At 58.8% G+C, this 17,747-nt stretch carries 17 protein-coding genes and 1 pseudogene; 8 read left to right on the top strand and 10 right to left on the bottom strand.

Annotated features, from left to right (window positions below; all coding sequences use genetic code 11):
- Nucleotides 1-366 precede the first annotated feature (366 nt).
- The 4 genes from JQ609_RS33260 to JQ609_RS33245 all read right to left on the bottom strand — a co-directional run bounded on the left by JQ609_RS33260 (nucleotide 367) and on the right by JQ609_RS33245 (nucleotide 3,117).
- Entirely contained in the window at nucleotides 367-882 is a 516-nt protein-coding gene (locus JQ609_RS33260; protein WP_212276812.1) for a YtxH domain-containing protein, read from the bottom strand.
- 345 nt (nucleotides 883-1,227) lie between these two features.
- Nucleotides 1,228-2,271, bottom strand: coding sequence for a non-homologous end-joining DNA ligase (ligD, locus tag JQ609_RS33255; RefSeq protein WP_212276811.1), 1,044 nt, complete (start codon nucleotides 2,269-2,271; stop codon nucleotides 1,228-1,230).
- Nucleotides 2,268-2,870: an alpha-ketoglutarate-dependent dioxygenase AlkB gene (locus JQ609_RS33250; RefSeq protein ID WP_212276810.1), complete on the bottom strand. Its 603-nt coding sequence runs from the start codon at nucleotides 2,868-2,870 to the stop codon at nucleotides 2,268-2,270. The genes ligD and JQ609_RS33250 overlap by 4 nt, the downstream gene beginning before the upstream one ends.
- Nucleotides 2,857-3,117 carry a hypothetical protein gene (locus JQ609_RS33245; protein ID WP_212276809.1) on the bottom strand — a complete coding sequence of 87 codons (261 nt, stop codon included), beginning with the start codon at nucleotides 3,115-3,117 and terminating at the stop codon, nucleotides 2,857-2,859. Before JQ609_RS33245 ends, JQ609_RS33250 begins: the two co-directional genes overlap by 14 nt.
- Nucleotides 3,118-3,307: 190 nt before the next feature.
- On the opposite strand from JQ609_RS33245, the gene JQ609_RS33240 reads away from it, so the two are divergent.
- Genes JQ609_RS33240 through JQ609_RS33230 form a run of 3 tightly spaced genes read left to right on the top strand, consistent with a single transcriptional unit; the run spans nucleotide 3,308 to nucleotide 4,520 of the window.
- Entirely contained in the window at nucleotides 3,308-3,946 is a 639-nt protein-coding gene (locus tag JQ609_RS33240) for a cysteine hydrolase family protein (protein ID WP_212276808.1), read from the top strand.
- Entirely contained in the window at nucleotides 3,943-4,263 is a 321-nt protein-coding gene (locus tag JQ609_RS33235) for a hypothetical protein (protein ID WP_212276807.1), read from the top strand. Before JQ609_RS33240 ends, JQ609_RS33235 begins: the two co-directional genes overlap by 4 nt.
- On the top strand, nucleotides 4,263-4,520 hold the full coding sequence (locus JQ609_RS33230) for a hypothetical protein (RefSeq protein WP_212214893.1): 258 nt from the start codon (nucleotides 4,263-4,265) through the stop codon (nucleotides 4,518-4,520). The genes JQ609_RS33235 and JQ609_RS33230 overlap by 1 nt, the downstream gene beginning before the upstream one ends.
- A gap of 6 nt (nucleotides 4,521-4,526) precedes the next feature.
- Here the strand turns inward: JQ609_RS33230 and JQ609_RS33225 are convergent, their stop codons facing one another.
- From JQ609_RS33225 to JQ609_RS33210, 4 genes are all read right to left on the bottom strand, one after another.
- Nucleotides 4,527-5,447: an NAD(P)/FAD-dependent oxidoreductase gene (locus JQ609_RS33225; protein WP_212214890.1), complete on the bottom strand. Its 921-nt coding sequence runs from the start codon at nucleotides 5,445-5,447 to the stop codon at nucleotides 4,527-4,529.
- A 363-nt stretch (nucleotides 5,448-5,810) separates the two neighbouring features.
- Entirely contained in the window at nucleotides 5,811-7,448 is a 1,638-nt protein-coding gene (locus JQ609_RS33220) for a peptidoglycan-binding protein (protein WP_212214888.1), read from the bottom strand.
- A gap of 277 nt (nucleotides 7,449-7,725) precedes the next feature.
- On the bottom strand, nucleotides 7,726-8,070 hold the full coding sequence (locus JQ609_RS33215; protein WP_312014599.1) for a hypothetical protein: 345 nt from the start codon (nucleotides 8,068-8,070) through the stop codon (nucleotides 7,726-7,728).
- Between the two features lie 320 nt (nucleotides 8,071-8,390).
- The gene (locus tag JQ609_RS33210; protein ID WP_212214916.1) at nucleotides 8,391-8,726 is read right to left on the bottom strand and encodes a DUF1236 domain-containing protein; all 336 of its coding nucleotides are present in this window, start codon (nucleotides 8,724-8,726) and stop codon (nucleotides 8,391-8,393) included.
- A gap of 225 nt (nucleotides 8,727-8,951) precedes the next feature.
- On the opposite strand from JQ609_RS33210, the gene JQ609_RS33205 reads away from it, so the two are divergent.
- The 4 genes and pseudogenes from JQ609_RS33205 (at nucleotide 8,952) to JQ609_RS33190 (ending at nucleotide 14,464) form a co-directional block, all read left to right on the top strand.
- The gene (locus tag JQ609_RS33205; RefSeq protein ID WP_212214885.1) at nucleotides 8,952-9,104 is read left to right on the top strand and encodes a hypothetical protein; all 153 of its coding nucleotides are present in this window, start codon (nucleotides 8,952-8,954) and stop codon (nucleotides 9,102-9,104) included.
- A gap of 317 nt (nucleotides 9,105-9,421) precedes the next feature.
- Nucleotides 9,422-9,931, top strand: a complete 510-nt coding sequence (locus tag JQ609_RS33200) for a hypothetical protein (protein ID WP_212214882.1) — start codon at nucleotides 9,422-9,424, stop codon at nucleotides 9,929-9,931.
- Between the two features lie 1,638 nt (nucleotides 9,932-11,569).
- Nucleotides 11,570-11,740: a hypothetical protein gene (locus tag JQ609_RS33195; protein WP_212214879.1), complete on the top strand. Its 171-nt coding sequence runs from the start codon at nucleotides 11,570-11,572 to the stop codon at nucleotides 11,738-11,740.
- Nucleotides 11,741-13,724: 1,984 nt separating this feature from the next.
- Nucleotides 13,725-14,464, top strand: a pseudogene (locus JQ609_RS33190) (lytic transglycosylase domain-containing protein).
- A gap of 562 nt (nucleotides 14,465-15,026) precedes the next feature.
- Here the strand turns inward: JQ609_RS33190 and JQ609_RS33185 are convergent.
- Both JQ609_RS33185 and nagA read right to left on the bottom strand, forming a co-directional pair.
- Nucleotides 15,027-16,220, bottom strand: a complete 1,194-nt coding sequence (locus JQ609_RS33185; RefSeq protein WP_212276806.1) for an aspartate kinase — start codon at nucleotides 16,218-16,220, stop codon at nucleotides 15,027-15,029.
- The gene (gene nagA, locus JQ609_RS33180; RefSeq protein ID WP_212276805.1) at nucleotides 16,221-17,402 is read right to left on the bottom strand and encodes an N-acetylglucosamine-6-phosphate deacetylase; all 1,182 of its coding nucleotides are present in this window, start codon (nucleotides 17,400-17,402) and stop codon (nucleotides 16,221-16,223) included.
- Between the two features lie 112 nt (nucleotides 17,403-17,514).
- Here nagA and JQ609_RS33175 point away from each other — a divergent pair.
- A partial coding sequence (locus tag JQ609_RS33175; RefSeq protein WP_283813908.1) for a BadF/BadG/BcrA/BcrD ATPase family protein occupies nucleotides 17,515-17,747 on the top strand: 233 nt, incomplete at its 3' end.

The raw sequence follows: 17,747 nt of genomic DNA, 5'->3' as shown, positions 1-17,747 counted from the left end.
TGATGAGCCACCCCCCGCAGATCCGCCGCCTGAGCTTCCACCGCCGCCTCCTCCGCCACCACCACTTTGAGCAAAAGAAGCCATGGGTGAAAGCAGAAGGGCCATAACGAGCAGTTTACCGGGGAGGCTTATCGACATCGGCAATCTCCTTCTCCGTGCCACGACAAGCAATTGGGGCGGGCGTTGTTCCTCATTCCTGTTGTTCAGGACCACGCCCATCGACTTTAGGAACGACTCGTTTAGGAACGACCGCGACGCCAGGCGCAGGAACACGCTGCGCCCGTTTGGCGTTGGACGGATCATCAAGCCCATCTGAACAATGAACGCGCTAGCGTTTGCATTGAAAAGGGTTGCGCGATCGAGCGCTCACTTTGAGAACCCATCTCGATAGCCAGTTTGTGAGGTTTGCGCCCGCCGCCCCCCTCGGTGCACCGATACGTCTGCCGGAGCGTCCGCGGAAATTTTCAAGAAGCGAACCAAAGCAAAACCTGCTAGAGCGGCGATTCCGAGACTAGCCGTGGGCTGCCGTCTTGCAAGGGATTGCGCATCGAGCACCAGATCATTGAGGCCCCCCGTGCGGATCGAGCCCGCCACGCTTTCAACTTGAGATGCGGCGCTCCGGATGTATTTTCCGACAATGGGAAAATCGCTGTCGAACTCCCGGCCGGCGCAACGTATCGCCTCAGCCAAGCTGTCCACGTAGGCGCCGGCATCTTTTTTATGCGAAACCGCTTGCTTGATAGTTTCGGTCCCCTGCCCCGCCATTTCCTTTGCTTCATTGGCCAGGCCCGACGCTTGGTCTTTCAGGTTCTTGTTCCCTGCGCCAGCCTTATCATCGAACTCGCGACCGGCTTCTATCAATTGCTCGCTGAAGCTCCTCAATGTCTCGCTATGGGCGGTGGCGCCTGTGCCCGATCGGGTTGTTCACTCAGCCATGTTCTTCTCCCCCTGACGTTGAATTGAAGATCTGAATTTGCTCAGGCGCGAATGCGGTTGTCAGCGTTCCTCCTATTCAAACGATGTACTTATCGAAAAGTGCCAAAGATCGTCTGCGTTCACCGCCGAATGCGGAGATGGCTGTGATCCCGACGATCCCCGCGCGACCAACCATGAGGCCTAGAATGAGTATTGTGATGCTAACGACGATGACGATCATCTCAGTGGAATGTTCGAACAAGACATCGCCAGGTACCGCGCGGGCAGAACTTGCCGAGCCAGGCTGAGCATCTATCGACGTGACCGCCAAGGAGGCCTGGCTGCGGATGGCTGAAGAGTGGAGGAAGCTCGCGCTGGAGGCGACGGGGACCGTTTGCCCGGCATCTTGGCGCGACCAGGCTTCTCGCGCTCGCGGGTAACGTCTTCCGCGCGCTTGTCGGTCCTGAGCCCTAAATATACGGGATGGCGCATTTCACCTTTTGTCGTCCACTCGGTGAATTTCACCTCTGCTACCAGCGACGGTTTGACCCACGTCGTGACGTCTTCATCCTTCACTTTCGCAGAAAAGGGGGATTTCGAGGCTTTGAGCTTGATGAGCTTACGGTACAGCTGTTCCAGGGTATTGTGAGAAAAGCCCGTGCCGACATGACCAATATAGCGCCAGCCGTTCTTCTCGCGAACCGCAATGGCAAGCGCTCCAAAATACGGACGCGTCCGCCTGGGTGCTGTGAATCCTACGATGACCACTTCCTGCCGCTTCGAAGTCTTGATCTTCAACCAGTTGTCGGTGCGGGCGCCCGACAGATACTTGCTGTTTGATCGCTTAGCCATGATGCCTTCAAGGCCCTTGCGTTCCGCTTCGTCGAAGAACTTCGTGCCATCTTTTTTGCGGTGACGACTGAACGCAATGAGTTTGTGGCGCGGCAGGATTTCCTTAAGGCGCTTCTTGCGTTCGATCAGCGTAAGCTTGCGCAAGTCTTCTTCATCGTGAAACATAAGGTCGAATGCGCAATACTGCAGCTTCGCATCGTGACGGAGCGCATTCTGCATCAGTTGGAAGTGCGACACGCCGTTTTCGTCCAGGGCGACGAGTTCCCCATCTATCACGGCGTCACCCTTCACGCCTTCGAGCGCCCTGGCTACTTCAATGTAGCTGTGGCTGATGATCTTGCCGTTGCGGCTGTAGAGAGTAACCTTGCCGCCTTCTATCTTCGCGACCATGCGGAAACCATCATACTTGTCCTCGAATATCCACCCGGCATCGTCGAACGGACCATCGGTGAGGGTGGCGAACATGGGCTGGAGCCGCTTCGGTAACGTAGAAGTCCGGCTCATGCCCGCGCACCTTCGGACGAGGCCCCTTCGAGAACATTTCGGAAGGCAATTGAATAGCGCAGGCTCTCAACGCCGGGAATGCTGTGCTCCCACGCGGATCGTGCAGGCCCCCACAGGAGATAAATAGACTGCGGCTCTACCGTGAGGTTGCGGCGCAGCCAGCGATGGCCGGTCTTCAGGCGCAGCCGGAAAGTGCAGGCGGACAGAAGCGAGATGCCGACGACATCCCCGAACACCGAGCGGTCCTTGTGCCAGCCGATGGCAGCGCCGGGCGCATATTCGGTGATAAGGACCTGATGGAGAGTGCCGGGCGGAATTTCTGCGAAGCTTTCCGCCCGCGCGCGGATACCGGACAGAAACTCCGGCATGGTCTCAGCCGGTGACAGGCCGCCGCCGTTGAAGTCGTAGCGCCAGCCGAACGAAAAGACCCGGCGCTTCCCGGTGAAGCCTTGAAACTCGAACTCGCGAAACGGAAGAGGCACAATATGCCTTAAAAGTGACTGCTCTTCCTCGCGGTTCAGGAAATCAGGCTGATATTTGAAACCCTCAGGAAGAGCGTCGTCTCCGAAAAGATCGAGACTGGGACTAGCGTTTGGCACGCGTCTTCTTTCGAGCCGGAGCTTTCGAGACGGGCTTCCGGTCCCCACGGTCTCCCCGACCGGGCTTAGCGGCCTTCTTCGCCTTCCGGCGGCGGTCCTGTGACAGCGAGCGGCTCACATCATCGCTTTCTTTGATCCGGCCCGCTGCGTCGCGCCGGATGTAGCGCTTGTCCCCGCGCGGCGAAATCAATTCGCGTTTCGCTGACGACTTCTTCGCTGCCTTTTTGGTCGTTGCCCGTTTTGCCATTATTGTCTCCTGGACTGTCTGGTCGATATTCAACACCAGTCGCATACCAGGAGTTCCACAGGGCAACCCCACATGCGCGGCGAACTTTCATTGCCGCAGGGCCTGCCGGGATGCATACCCTTGCAGCCCTTAGCCCACTAGGAACCATGTTGACCGGCCGCCGTTGGAGCTGGCTTTCAGGAAGATAGCCATGCCGAAGAATGACGAGTTGCGCTACGGCGCGCCCGGGGAGACCGCGGTTCACCTCTGCGTGGACATGCAGAGGATGTTTGCCGAAAGCACCGAGTGGAGAATGCCGTGGCTTGAGCGGGTTCTGCCCCACATCCTGTCGATCACTTCCACCCATCCTGAGAAAACGATCTTCACCCGCTTCATCCCGGCGCGTAGTTCCGGTCAGGGCGTCGGCATGTGGCGTCATTACTATGAACGGTGGCACTCTATGACCATAGACCAGCTGGGTCCGGAGATGATCGGCTTGGTCCCGGATCTCGCCAACTACGTGCCCCCGGCCCGCACCTTCGACAAACATGTGTATTCTCCCTGGACCGGCACCGACCTGCACCAGCAGCTGCGCGATGCGGGGATCGATACCGTCATCATCACCGGCGGCGAAACCGACGTGTGCGTGCTGGCGACCATGCTGGGCGCGATCGACTGGGGGTTCCGCGTCATCCTCGTCACCGACGCGCTTTGCAGCTCGGCGGACAAAACCCACGATGCGATGATGAATGTCTACATGAATCGTTTCGGCGAACAGGTCGAAACCGTGACGACGCAAACGCTGCTGGATAACTGGCGCGGAGGCATGCGGCAGCGCAGGGCATCATGAGCCCCGGCAGGTCTCATCTTGTGGAGATCCTGCTCCCAAAAGAGACCGGCAAGGGGCAGCCGATCGGTCAGCACTGGTTGGACTGCTTCCTCAAGGAGCTGTCGGACCGGTTCGGCGGCGCGACCAGCTTTCTGCGGGCGCCGGGACAGGGCCTGTGGCAGAGCGGCGGCGGGACAGAGAAGGACAGCATTGCTGTTGTCGAAGTCATGGTGGAAGAAATCGATAGTAGCTACTGGCAGACCCTGCGCGAAAGGCTGCAGCGCGAGCTCTCGCAGGAAGAGATTATCATCCGCGCCCAAGAAATCAGGCGGCTGTGATGGATGAGCTTATGATCCTGAGAACCTTCGCGGCAGTGACAACGGTTTTGGCCGCATCCCTCGTGGCGGCAAATCTGAACGCACGCGTCACCGTCGCCGGTTTCCTGATTTTCATCGTTGCATCCATCGCCTGGATGGTCGACGGCTGGCTGGAGACCAAAGCATCACTCGTGGTCCAGAACGTGATCCTCCTTGTGATCAACATCATAGGGGTCTGGCGCTGGTTTCCCAAGGCGGAGAAAGAAGCGAACAGCTAGGGCATGCTATTCGCTAAATCCGTCACGCCTCAGGAACGCCTTGTTGATCGCAACGGCGGCCTGAGCGCCTTCCGCTATGGCGACCGCGACGAGGAGGACGTCGCGGGACACATCACCTGCAACATAGACACCGGGGACGCTGCTTTCTTCGGTGTCCGGATCGATGACGACGCCTCCTTTTTCATTACGCGCGCACCCGAGACTTTCGGACAGGTCAGACGCTTGACGGCAGCCAGTCGAAAAAAATAAACCGGCGCGGCGGAGCTCAGGCCCGCTCTCAAATACTATCTTGGCAAGCTCCCCGTCCGCGCCTTCAAGGTAGCGGATTGGCTCCGATCGCAGCGGAATCTTGTATTCTTCGAGCTTCCGGACCACTTTCGCACTGACCTCGGTACCATCGCTGCAGGCCACCACATCGGGCATCCAGTGCTTCATCATGATGGCAAGCTCGGCGCCCTTATCGCCCCTGCCGTAGGCAGCTACCTGCTTCCCAGCATATTCGAAACCGTCGCAGTAGAGACAGTGATGTACCGAAACCCCGTAGAGGGGTTCGAGCCCGGCAACTTCCGGGAGTTCGTCAACGAGCCCGCTCGCAAGAAGGACTTTCGAGGCCGTGCCATGCGTCCCGTCCGCGCATACGAATTTAAAGGCCTCGTCGGCAGGAACGATATCGGTGACCCGTGTCCCGCGTACCTCGACGGATTTATAGCGTGAGAGCTCGTCCAGCGCCTCGTCAAGGAAATCTGACGGCGACCGCCCTTCCCGTCCAACTAGGCCGTGGATGGCGTGCGAGCTCAGATTCCGCTGGCGGCCCTCATCGCAGAGCAGCGCTTTCCGGTGGCACCTTCCCAGGATGAGCGCGGCACTTAATCCCGCGGGTCCACCGCCGACGATGAGAACATCAAATTGCATCAACAGCCTTTTCATTGCCGGGTTTGCTCATTTTCGCGCCAACAGAGGTACAGGTACCAAGCTACTACGAAGACTACTGCTGCCACGCCCGCACCCAGGAGGGAAAGGTCGCTTCTCTCAGTGATTTTGTAAAGCACGACGGCGATGTCGGCGGAAATACCAAGAGCCAGCGGCAGCGCCGCAACGACTACAAGCCTCGACCCGATCTCGAAAAACGGGTATCATCTTCTCCGTGATAGGCAAGACGATGCAACGCTGCAGGCGTCATTAACAACAGCACGGACAGCGAGCCGCGGCACCTGCTGACAGAGTTTCCTTCCGATAGAGAAGGAGCCCCGCCGATTGCGGAGCTCCCGAAGGCGTTAACTCATCTGCGATTTATCTGCTGGGCGTGCCGCTCTGTGCCGGCTGACTCGGTGACGAACCGGGCCCCTGCATTGACTGCGACGGCGAGTTCTGGTTCACCGTCGGCTGATTTCCGCTCTGCGTCTGCGGAGCAGCAGCCTGTCCCGTCGTGTTCGGCTGATTTGGAACGGTGCTCTGGCCCGTCGTCGTTGGCGGCTGGTTCTGCTGAGGTGTAGTCGCCGCCTGGCCAGGGTTCTGGTTGGGGCCTGCCGCGTTCTGCTGGCTCGGCTGCTGCTGGCCGCTCTGAGCCTCGCTAGTGCCGGCCTGTCCCTGACCGCTCGTTGACGTCTGAGCGCCTGTCGTCGACGACTGAGACTGGCCAATGCTCTGGTTCGCCTGCTGGCTCAGCCGGCCGGACACGCCAAGCGATGACACTGTGGTGGCGTCGACGCTGCCAGTCACCTGAATGCCCTGCTGCCGCTGGAACACGCTGATGGCATCGCGGGTCTGCGTACCCAGGATGCCGTCCGCTTCGCCGCGCAGAAGGCCACGCTCGATCAACACCCGTTGCACGACCCGGATGTCGTCGGGCGGAAGGTCGACCGCGGCGACACTAGCACTGCTGCCTTGACCGCCTCCGCCGCGGCTAAAACGCGTCCGCGGGCCGGCGGGGACCACGTCAACAATGCGCCGGTCACGGTCGACGAACACGACTTCATCTTCCACGACGAAGAAGCTGTAGTCGCGGTACGCAGGGAACACATCGATCAGCGCCGGATAGGTCGAGACCGATACGACCGAGATGCTGGAAGGCAGCGCCACGCCGGTGTGGACCTGGAAGTTGATGGAGTTCGCGTTAACGCGCGGGGCGTTGCTCGCCTGAAGCACCGACTGCTGTAGCGTTGTTTGCTGCTGCGCGGTCAAGTTGGTGCGGGTTTGCGTCTGGCCGGCGGCCGTGGTCTGGCCCTGCCCAGGCGCTGCGGCTTGGCCTTGCGCAGGCGCTGTCTGGCCCTGCTGGGGCGCAGCGGCCTGGCCCGGCGCAGGCGGGTTCGTTTGACCTTGCGTCACATTCTGGCCAGTGCCCGAGCTGGAATTCTGATCCTGGGCGTTCTGACCCGATCCGCTCTGGTTTTGACGAGACGGCTGCTGGGCCTGCTTGCTATCGGCATTGCCCGTGTCGCGGGTCCGATCCTCCGATCGCCGCGCATCGTCGCGGTCGGATCGTCCTTGACCCACCGTTTGGTCCTTCTGACCTTGCTGCTGTGCCCGATCCTTGCTGGTGTCGCGCTGTTCCTTGCTGGACTCCTGCGAGTGCCGCGCATCATCGCGATCAGATCGTCCCTGACCCACGGCTTGACCCTTGTTGCTGCTGTCGCGCGGGCCCTCGGCTCGACCGCGGTCACGCATACCAGGCTCATCGCGTTGGGCGCGGCCGGATTCGGCCTCGCGTGCAGCGGGACCTTCGGCCCGGCCATCTTCCCGGGATTCCGTCGCACGGCCCTGCGTCATGCCTTCACTGCGCGAAGCGCCGGGTGCGCTCTGCGATATTCCCTTTTCGCTGCCAGCGCCGCCGCCGGCCCCGCCAATCGGACCTTGCGCGGACGCAAGGCTTGCGCCGGCGAGCAACGCCGCCGTTGTAATCAGAAACCTGCTCTTCATTCGGTTCGTCATCTGCTCCTCCTCGTGAGTTGCTCGCTTGCTCTTCAACCGAAGAGAATGAAGTGCCGGACAGACCGACGTGCTTCCAGAAGCGAGAGTGTCCGAAGAAACCGGGTGGTGATGCGATCGTTCCGTCGGTGACAGGCTTTGAAACTTCATGCCGCGACGCACCTATGTGATGCCTCATGACCATGACACCACGGTTCCAGGTTAAATCATCGCTTTTAGCGGGCCAGAACCAAAGGCTCGGCGCCAGCTATCGCGCGCCAGCCTGGCGGCACGAGCCTGTTCACCAGTGGTGGCGATGGTACATACGCCGGGGATAGGCGCCGCCGTAGAAGGCGAATGCCGGTCGAACAACGCGGCGGTAGCGATAGCCGTAATAGGCCGGCGCGTACCCGCCGTAATAGGCGGTTGTGTAGCCGCCCCACGGATAAGGACCGTAGCCATAGCCGTCGTAATAGGCCGGCGCGTAGCCCCTGGCGTATGGATAGCCGTAGTATCCATCGCCTGGCCCATAGGCGTAGGAACTAGAAGCTAAGCCACCGATGATGGCTGCACCAATGAGGCCGCCAGCGATACCCGGCCCCCAGCCACCACGCCACCGTGCTTCAGCTGGTGACGGCGACGCCACAGTGACGCCAATGGTGACAAGCCGCAGCTAGCGCCAATGCAGCTTTCTTCATGGTCGAATCCTTCCTGTTTTCTTGGAACATTCAACCGGTAGGACGGCTTGGGTTCCGCGCGAAGCCGAGCGGCATCCGAATTTTAATTGATGAACGGCCGTGCAGCTCGCCTTTCCAAACCGACGACAATGATACGAGCCTAACACACTTCGTCCTTGCGACCGCCCGCACAACGCGTGTCATGACGACGGCCACTGCTGCCCTCTAATCGCGAATCGCTTGCGATCTTGGGAAATGGCTGCCTGCTAACGCAGGCAGCAAGCTTACGTCAGTCGATTTCCTGCACTACCGCGCGGCTGCCAGGATCCACCAGCAGAACGCGGTTGCTCGAATAGACATATCGATACTTCGTGAGCGACGGCCCCCAGTCGGACGGCACCGCCACCAGCTCGACATCGTTCGGCACGGTTGCGCCGACGGCGATGCGCTCCTTAACCGCAACCGGACGAAGCTTGTGTTCAGTCACATAGCTCTTGATCCTGGTACGAGCCTCCGGCTCGATCTGAACTGCGGCGCGCGAGGCGCCAGTGGTAACCGTGGTCTGCGCCGTTGCGCCGGTCGACAGCAAAGCAACGGCCGCAGCCGCCAAGATCAATTTTCTCATCGATTTTCTCCAGCCGCTGAATGCGACAAGTTGTGCAAAACTGCGGCCGTTGCCACTTGTTCCCGGTCGGAGCGCTTTGGGCTCACGGGCAAGCTCGCCTGCCCGTGTGGTTGAGCGCCACCGAAATCGCGCCGGGATGAACAGGCGTTCATCGAATTCATTCTCTAGGACGCCATCAGGCGAGGCAACTTCCGGCCGCTTTCGGGATTATTGACAACGGAAAAAATGGAAAAAGCGCGCGAGGTAGCGTGGCTGGTCGATGCCCGGCTCGTGCCGGAGGCCGTCGACGACGGCATCACCGGCTTTGTCGTATCGGGGAAGCAGAGCCATCCAGGCGATTGGAAGGCTTTCCGAGCTCGATCGGTGTCAGGTGCGTAGGCATTTCGAGAAGAGGTTCACCGCAAGGCGGATGGCGCAGCAGTATCTCCGCCAATACGAGGCCCCTGGTCCAACGGAACCCAACGCAGCTCATGCCGGCCTCGGGCCCACCTTGTCTAAAGGTTCAGTGCCCGATCGCCTTCTCGCCCTGTAGCGATCGCAGCGCTTCCCACCGACGCTCGCGTCGCAGCCTCCCCTCATGAACCAGGAATGCGACCTCACACGCCCTTATTCAAATAGAGGCCGTTACCAGTTTTTCCCGACTGGAACATATCCGGATATTCCTGAGTTCATTATTTATCACTGGAGACGCCGCCATGGCATCTAACGCGGGTATTTTCTTCGCAGGGATGGGAACCACTTTCATCATCCTCAGCGCAGGCTTTGGCGGCGGGCTTATGATGGCCAAATCAGCGCTAACGGAATCGAGTGGGTATCAGAACCGAGTTTCAGCGGAACCTCCATCACCAGCTCGAGTAGTCTTGCCCTCCACTGCTGAGGCAGCGCAGCCGCCGCAAGAGATTGCTGCTGCGCCGCAGCCACCGCGACAGATTGCTGTTGGGCCGCAACCGTCAACACTGCCACAGATACAGCCGGTGAAGGAAGCCCAGCCGCCCGCCGAAAAGCAGGTCCAGAAGATGGAAATCAGAATGGCTGAAGCGGAACAGCGGGAACGTCGCAAGCGATATGCCGAACGCAAAGCAAGGTGGCAGGCAGAAAGAGCTAAACGCCAGCAACAGATAGAACAGGCTGTACGCCAGGACGCGCCCATACTGGCATTTGGTGGTGATGAACACCGACAAAGTGGAGGGTCCTTCGGCAACTAGACGCCGCGTTTCGCTGGTCGGTCAAGGTTCTCGGTTAACGATAGGGCCGGAGCCTTGGCGACGCGCTGGGCCCTCTGTTGGAGAGCTCCGCTACGCGGAGCGGATAATGAGGGAGCTCTGGGCCGAGGACGTTGCTGCAACGCTCAGTTGTTCAGGACCTAAGGTCGACGCTCATACTCAAGATTGCCGTAAATTCTAACCCCGGCAGCGTCAAGGAAGACCCGGAACTCCGAAAATTGAAGCCGGCGTCTCGCCAGCTTTTCAAACCCAAACTCCTGGAGGTTTCAGGCAATCGTGAATGGAGCTGTAGGGCCCCACCGGCGTGCGGCATAGCGCGGCCTCGTCGTTGCCTCAAAGACGGAATCGAGCGCGGGCGGCAGAAGGCGAGCAAGAAATCGGCGGCCTTCGATGCCGCGGCGTGAACCGGATCTACGCGACCGGCAAGGTTCCCCGACGAGAAACGAATGCCGAATTTCCCGTTGCCTCGCGCCGGCGAAAACGCCGGCTTTCGTTTAGGGAAACTCATGAAAGATTGATTGCGGCGGCGGGTATCATTGCGCATTCGCTACTCCCGCCTTGGCGGCAGACGAATTCTACATCGCTCAAGACGTGAAGACAAACAAGTGCACGATCGTCGACAAAAAAGTCAGACGACCATCGTCAGCCCTTCCGGCACCGTCTACAAGTCGCGCACGGAAGCCGAGACCGGCTGAAGACGGTCAAGGTTTGTTCCACCAACTGACCGGAGACGCGCCCGGAGGGATCCGTACTTGCGATGAGAGCGTGCTGCTTGTTGGGGGAGTGAGGCTTGGGCTTCGTCTCGGTGGTTTCTCCAATGCAGGCCGCAGCCCGTTGGAATGTCGCTTCTGCGCACGCGCGGACGCGACGGCCACCCGTTCGGTTAGAATTTCCTTCGGGGACAAGGAAGCTGATGAGCGAGTGCACGACCGAGGGCCGCGCCGTCATGCCGCGTCAGCCGGCGGCAAGATAACAAACAGAACGGCGATAAGAAAAAAAACAATTTGGCGCGGCTCAGTTCCTCTCCTCTCAATAGTTTGGTCACGAAAGAAGGTGAGAGAGCGTATGCCTAGACCGCCATCAACTGTTTACCGGGTGCAGTAGAGCAGGCGGCTCGAGCGCGAGGCGGCCGCAAGGTCGAGGTCATGTGGCTATTGGGCCGGCTCGCTCCTGATCATTGCCGTCCATGAGAAGCAGATGCTCGCGCCGCCCGACTAGCAAATCTCTCTGCCGATCCCGACAGTCGATCGATGGCGACGAGTGGCCTTGGTTCCGGCGTCGTCGGCTACAGTATGCATGTCGCCGTGGATTGTGACGCATGAGGAACGAACAGCGGCTCAGATCGGGCTCAACTGGCTAATACGGCCATGCAAAGCTAAGGCCGTTCTCGAGACCGAGACGCTCGAGGCGGTTGCCGATCGGCTACTTCAGCAGCCAGATCCTCGCATGTCACGAGGCCGGCATCACGGTAACTCCGCCCAAGCGCCCTAGTTTGAAATGCAGTGGCCTCATTTGAAGTGTGATGTCTGTGTGACGTTCAGCACAGTCGGTGCAACGGAGCCCGGGTACTCTCCGACCACGGATTGAGGGATGCCCTCCCCAGCAAACAGGAGAACTGCAATGATCAATTCAAAAGACGAAATTTCGTACTCGGAAATCGACGCGTTGACGGATGCCGAACTGGAGACGATCAGCGCCGGGGGCATTATCAGCTGGCTTCGTGGCCTCTTTGGAGGGCCCGGCGACCTTCGCCGTTCGACCGACCGCCCGACTGACCCCGTTCATAAATAATGGAACGGCAGGAGAGAGACATGACCAAGCCTCTGAGTTGAGCATCAACGAACTCGATGTCGTCAGCGGTGGTAGTATGCTTAGTATGGCAATCGATGCCGCCGAAAAGTACTTGCAAGGCTTGGGCGGCCGTCTGTGGACGCCGTGCACCAGCCGGTAATGTCGAAGCCATCGATAAGCCTGCACATGCGATAATGCCGGTTCCGCAAACCGGGATTGAGGGGCCGCCTCAGATGGTGGCCTCTTTCATTTGTTGGTGCGATCCCATGTCACCGTGGCACAACGCAGACGCAACGCTGAGATTTGCGATGTTAGTGGTGAGAGCAGACGTGGTTCTGAGTGCTGTGATATAAGTTCTTCGCTCTCCCAACTTCATATCGAAGCGAACAATCGTTTTGATCCACTGAGCCTCTCGCGGCCCTCACAGGCTTGAGGTCTGTTAAGGGCTGGGGCGGACATCGACAGTAGCCGACTACGTCCGCTACGACGATTCGATTGGTTCTCACACCGACCGATTACACAAAGACGATCGAGTTGGTAACCGTGACTGATGCCTGCGCCACGGCTATTGCTTACCAACGTGCGGCCGGAGTCTGTCGAGAATGAGGAGATGCAAGAACTAGGGCCTGCAGCCGTCGATCTTCTCACCATGGCAACGTCAAGTACGACTGCGCCCAAGGAATGAGATAGCAGAAAGGGTCGGTCGACTAGGGCGGCGACCTGCACTCTTTTTGTGGACCCGGCGAGCGCAATGCTAATGAGAGAATACGCGTTCAACGAGTCCCGATACGCATCTAGATGCGGCCACGCTCACTTGCTTCGGGAGTTCCACCCGGTGACTTAAAGTCTCCGGATCTGCCGATTGTTGATGCCGGCCCATTCTTGGCCTCTATCCGAAAATTTTCGTTCAAGGCAAAGAATCCAGACAATACCGCAATGACCAAGCCGGCCAGCATTAGCAGTACTCTTCGCCGGGTCATCGACGGCCCCTGCACTGTTCCCGGTAACGGCGGCAGTTTCCTTCGCCCCGTTCACCCAGCTTGTCCTTATTGAGACAAGCCGCTTTCAATTCGCCGCACACGTCCCGGGCGACTGGTCTTTGGCAGGTTTCACGATAGGTGCGACAATTACCTTCCCCACGCTCGCCTAGCCTATCTTTGTTTTCACAAGCTTGGCGTAATTGCTCACATTGCCCGCCGCCTCGTCGGGCTCGACCATCGTCCACTCGTACCCCGCCTGGTTCAATTTCAATGGACCGCGAAAAGCCGGCGATTGGGAAAAAGAGAGCAGCCGCAGCTGTTATGCTCAATACGTTGCGCATTAGAAGGCCCTCGCTCTGAGAAAGCTTCCCAGGTTCAGGTGCCAATCCTTTCTGTCAGCTCATGCGATGCCGAGCGAGCAGTGCCGAGCTTTCGAATAATTCTATTTAGAATGTCCTGGATGGCCGATTGTTCCCGACTGGGCAAAATCTATGTGACGGCCGTGAATGCAGAACGACCGTGTAAACGGCATTGTGGAGGCTACTGGAGGCACAGATTTGCCGTCTCTTCCCACTCAACAGTCGTCTTAAGTTCCGAACACGAAACTCGCGGAAAGAGCCCAGTTCAGATATTCTAATCACTTCCTCGCCGCAATTTACCCCCTAAATCTCCACATCTAGCCTCTATCCGAGCGCCATTTCCCAAACGGATGGATTTAATGCGATCTCGCCACCGCCTTGCTTGCCGCCTTTATTTTTACCGTCGATTTTAATCAGGAACGTTTCGACGCCCAGAAGTGGGCTGGATCGCTTGTTGAAATTTCCACCGTTCCAAACATAGACCCAAACAAGATTGAAACCGACAACAAGGGTGTAGCAGTTTCGACCAGGTCGACGTCTTCTGACTCTGCTTCGCCGCTTTATGCCGTGCCTGTTCTAGACGAGAGCCTAAGCGAATATGCCCGCGTAAACAGCGACTCGTCTGGAGATGAAGCAACGTTCTCGATGAACCGAGTGTGTGAAGCGATAAAAACTGCAGCAGAGGAAAGCGGAATTCCCATCAGCTTTTTCGCACGCCTTCTTTGGCAGGAGAGTAGATTTCGCTCTGAAGTAGTTAGTTCTGCAGGAGCGAGAGGAATTGCGCAATTCATGCCGCAGACGGCTGCCGAAGAAGGGCTAAGCGATCCTTTCGACCCCTCCAGGCCATCCCGGCGTCGGCACAATTCCTTCGCAAGCTTCATAACCGGTTTGGAAATCTCGGGCTCGCTGCGGCGGCTTACAATGCGGGAGGCGGCAGACTCGAGAAATGGTTGTCACGCCGCGGGCCGCTTCCGCAGGAAACCCGTGCATACGTAAAGATTATTACAGGCAACAAAGCGGAAGATTGGCTAGCAGAATCAAAGATGATCTCCGTACCGACAGACCTTCCACGACTAGCGCCATGTGATGGAGTTGGTGGGCTTTCGAAGTCTAAGCACGACCGGGTTGCTGAAGTCCCCGTCAAACTCACGTTTTCTGTTAGTGAGATGCTGCGGAAGGCGGAAGCAGATGAGGCAGAAGCGAGACTGATCGCAGCCCGAAGCGCTTCAAGAAAAATAGCTACAGAAAGGGCTCGTATGTCGTCCAAACTCGCAGAAGCAAAGCCGAGAAAATCGAAAGTGGCTCATTTGGCCGCGCGAATGCATAACGGGTCGAAATCCACCAAGAAGGCCGTGGTCCGGTTGGCCTCAGCGTCTGGCCGCTAAACCAAAGCCCTCGAAGCGGGAGCAGCCTTCGGAACAAATTGAGTAATGCACCCTTATAAAAACGACCTCTTTGTTGTTCGCTTCTTGCAGGGTAATCCGAAGTGCCTCTTGGACAATATTTGCTCGGAGTCGGAAGCGCATTAATGGCACTTCTTTTCGTTGCAGATCTGTATCTTCCTCGGCTTCCAGCATCGTTTGGACGGGAAGGTCAGGTCGACAAGACGATCATACGGGTAATGTCCAGTCATAAATGGCCAGAAAAAGTTGTGTATGTTACCAGCCTGCCAACGATCGTGCGCCAACCCGAGGTCGTTATGGCAGAGGCTCCGGCTTCTTCCTCTACTGCTTCCAGCTCCTTTGCCCAATTTGTTCCCGTCCAGTCTGTCTCTGAACCGACTTTACGTTCGAAGCGGAAAGTCTCCCGGCGGTCAGCAGGACCTCGCGTGGCGTACAGGATATCGCCCGCCCAAGCTTGGTCTCGGGACAATGGTGAGATTCGACGCAGCGAAGATTCTCGTTACCGACTTAGAAGCTAACAATAAACAGACCCTGCTTCTCAAACCTATGTTTGCTGGACAAGGGAATGCAACGCCTTCACCGCGGCCTCCCGGTTCTCCACAGGCACAAGCAGACTGACAGAGTGCGGCGACAACACGTACTTGTCGGGCACAATCCCGTGAAGTCCGAGGACCTGCAACGCCTTGAAAGGCAATTCCGACGAAACGCCGCCGGAGCACGTGAGACTCACCGAACTTGAGGCTTCGCGCTGCTGGCGCAGATCCTTATTTCCCTCCAGCGTGAGCAACAGGGCGTCGAGCCACTCTGTATCACAGGCCATGGTCATGATGGTTTTTCCAACCGCGAAGTTCGCGGCCAGGAGCTGCGGCCAGGACAGGCCATTCCGCTTGAGATGCTGCGCGAATTTATCGAAACCGTGATGGAGATCTTGGGAATCGATCTCCACGTGCTCAATGCGAGCCATCGAGTTAACGGCCAGAATCTTTCCGTCTTCCATGCCTGCAACCTCTTTCATTACTTGAGTGCTATTTTCAGTGCCGCCCCACTGCTTCAGAACCAGAGGCACATCCTGACTTTGCGCCAGCTCCAGGCTGCGAAAATGCAGGATCTTTGCACCCCAGAAACACATTTCGGACAGGCATGCGAAGTCCACTTGCCGCAGGGGCTTTGCTTCCGGCACGATGCGCGGATCGGCCGAACAAATTCCGTCGACATCTTTGATGATTTCACAGCGTTCGGCCTTCAGCGCAGCGGCCATCGCAACGGCCGTCGTGTCACGGCCGAGGGTGGTGATTTCCCTGGTCGCCGGGTTCACGCCCTGAAATCCTGCCAGCACCACGACGCGTCCACGATCAAGTTCCTCACGCACGCGAATGGGCCGTACATCCACAATGCGTGCGGAGGAATGGGAGCCGTCGGTCATCACACCGGCCTGGCTGCCGGTGAAGCTGATCGCGGGCACGCCGAGGTCGGAAAGCGCCATGCTCATCAGAGACATGCTGATGCGCTCACCGGTCGTTAGCAGCATGTCGAGTTCGCGTCGATTGGGAGTCGGGCTTACCTGATAAGCCATATCAATCAATTGGTCGGTGGTCTTGCCCATGGCCGAGACGATCGCCACGACACGATGACCACGGCCATGGAGGTCGGCGAGACTGCGCGCAACCGCGCGAATTTTCGCCGGTGTTTCAAGGCAGACACCGCCATATTTTTGCACGATGATGGGATGATTGCGCATCTAACCTCGGTGAGAAGTCTCGCTCGGCTCGGACATCGAACCGACGCCACCTATCCATGTACCGACGACTTCAAAGTTCGGACTGAAGGCGACAAGGTCCGCACGGTATCCGGGCGCGATTCGTCCAAGCTCAGACTCAAGACCTAGAAATGTCGCGGGCGTCCGAGAGGCCATGATGAGGGCATCGACAAGGGAGATTCCGAGCAGCGCAACAGCGTTGCGCACCGCCTCGATCATGGTGAGGTGAGCGCCCGCGAGTGTACCATCGGGGCCAGTCACGCGATTTTCGTGCAACGTGATCGGCGTTCCTTGCAGCATGAATTGCCGGTCGTTCGTGCCCGCCAGTGACATGGCATCGGTGACCAGCATCAATCGATCGCGTCCCTTGCAGCGGAAGGCAACACGCAAACCGGCGCGGTCAACGTGGATACCGTCGCAGATGATCCCTGCAAACAGCCGGTCATCGTCAAGCGCAGCGCCCACCAAGCCCGGCTCCCGGGCGTTCAACTGCGACATGGCATTGAACAGATGGGTCACCCCCGAGAGACCGTGATCGACCGCCTGCCCGATTTCGGCTGCGGTGGCGTCGCTGTGGCCGGCCGCGATACGCAATCCGGCGCCGATCAGTTCATCGATCATGGATGCAGGCACGCATTCCGGGGCCAAGGTCACGACGGAGCGGCCGCGGCCTCCAAAACTTTTGATCGCGGCGAGATCGCGCCGATCGGGCACCCGTATCTCGGCTTCCGGATGAATGCCCTTGCGAATCCTGTTGAGGGCCGGTCCTTCCAGATGAAAGCCGAGAACGCCGGGAACCTTCAGACAAGCCTGGGCGACTGCAGCCAATCGCTCGATGACCTCGCTGCGATCGGTGATGAGGGTCGGCAAGCAGCCCGTGGTGCCCTCCTTGCGGTGCGCGTCAACGATGCGTCGAACGCCAGCCTCCGTTGGTTGATCGTTGAGAAGAACGCCCCCGCCTCCGTTGACCTGAATGTCGATGAAGCCGGGTGCGAGGATCGCGTCTGCGGGAGCGTGGATGGTGGCGTGCGCCTCCACCTGGCCGAAGGCGATGCTTTCAATCCGCCCCTGCGAGATCCTGACCGACCCCGGCCCGCGCATGTCGGCACCATCAAAGATGTGCTGCGCGGCAATCGTGAGAGAGGAAGAACTAACCTGGCCCATTAGTGTTGATCCGAGAGTGGCAGTCACGAACTCGTGGGGCGAGTACAAGACTCATATGTTCACTAGGGGTCTTTGGGAGGGACCCGGAGCGAAACCTTGGTGTTAACCTTCCATGGAAACAAAAGGTACCATGTATCTCGGCATTGACGGCGGTGGAACCCGCTGCCGCGCCCGGATCGAGGACGAAAACGGCAACGTACTCGGGTTAGCCACCTCGGGGCCTGCCACGACGCGAATTGGCTTCGAGAAGGCCTGGCGTTCCATCATGGAGGCCACTGAAGCGGCAGCCGCACAGGCCGGACTGACGGGCGAGGATTTCGCGCGGATGCACGCCGGAATTGGCCT

The sequence above is a fragment of the Bradyrhizobium sp. AUGA SZCCT0169 genome, from assembly GCF_018130085.1.
Lineage (GTDB): Bacteria > Pseudomonadota > Alphaproteobacteria > Rhizobiales > Xanthobacteraceae > Bradyrhizobium.
The sequence above is the reverse complement of the archived record's forward strand: the minus strand, read 5'-3'. Positions and strand labels throughout refer to the sequence as shown.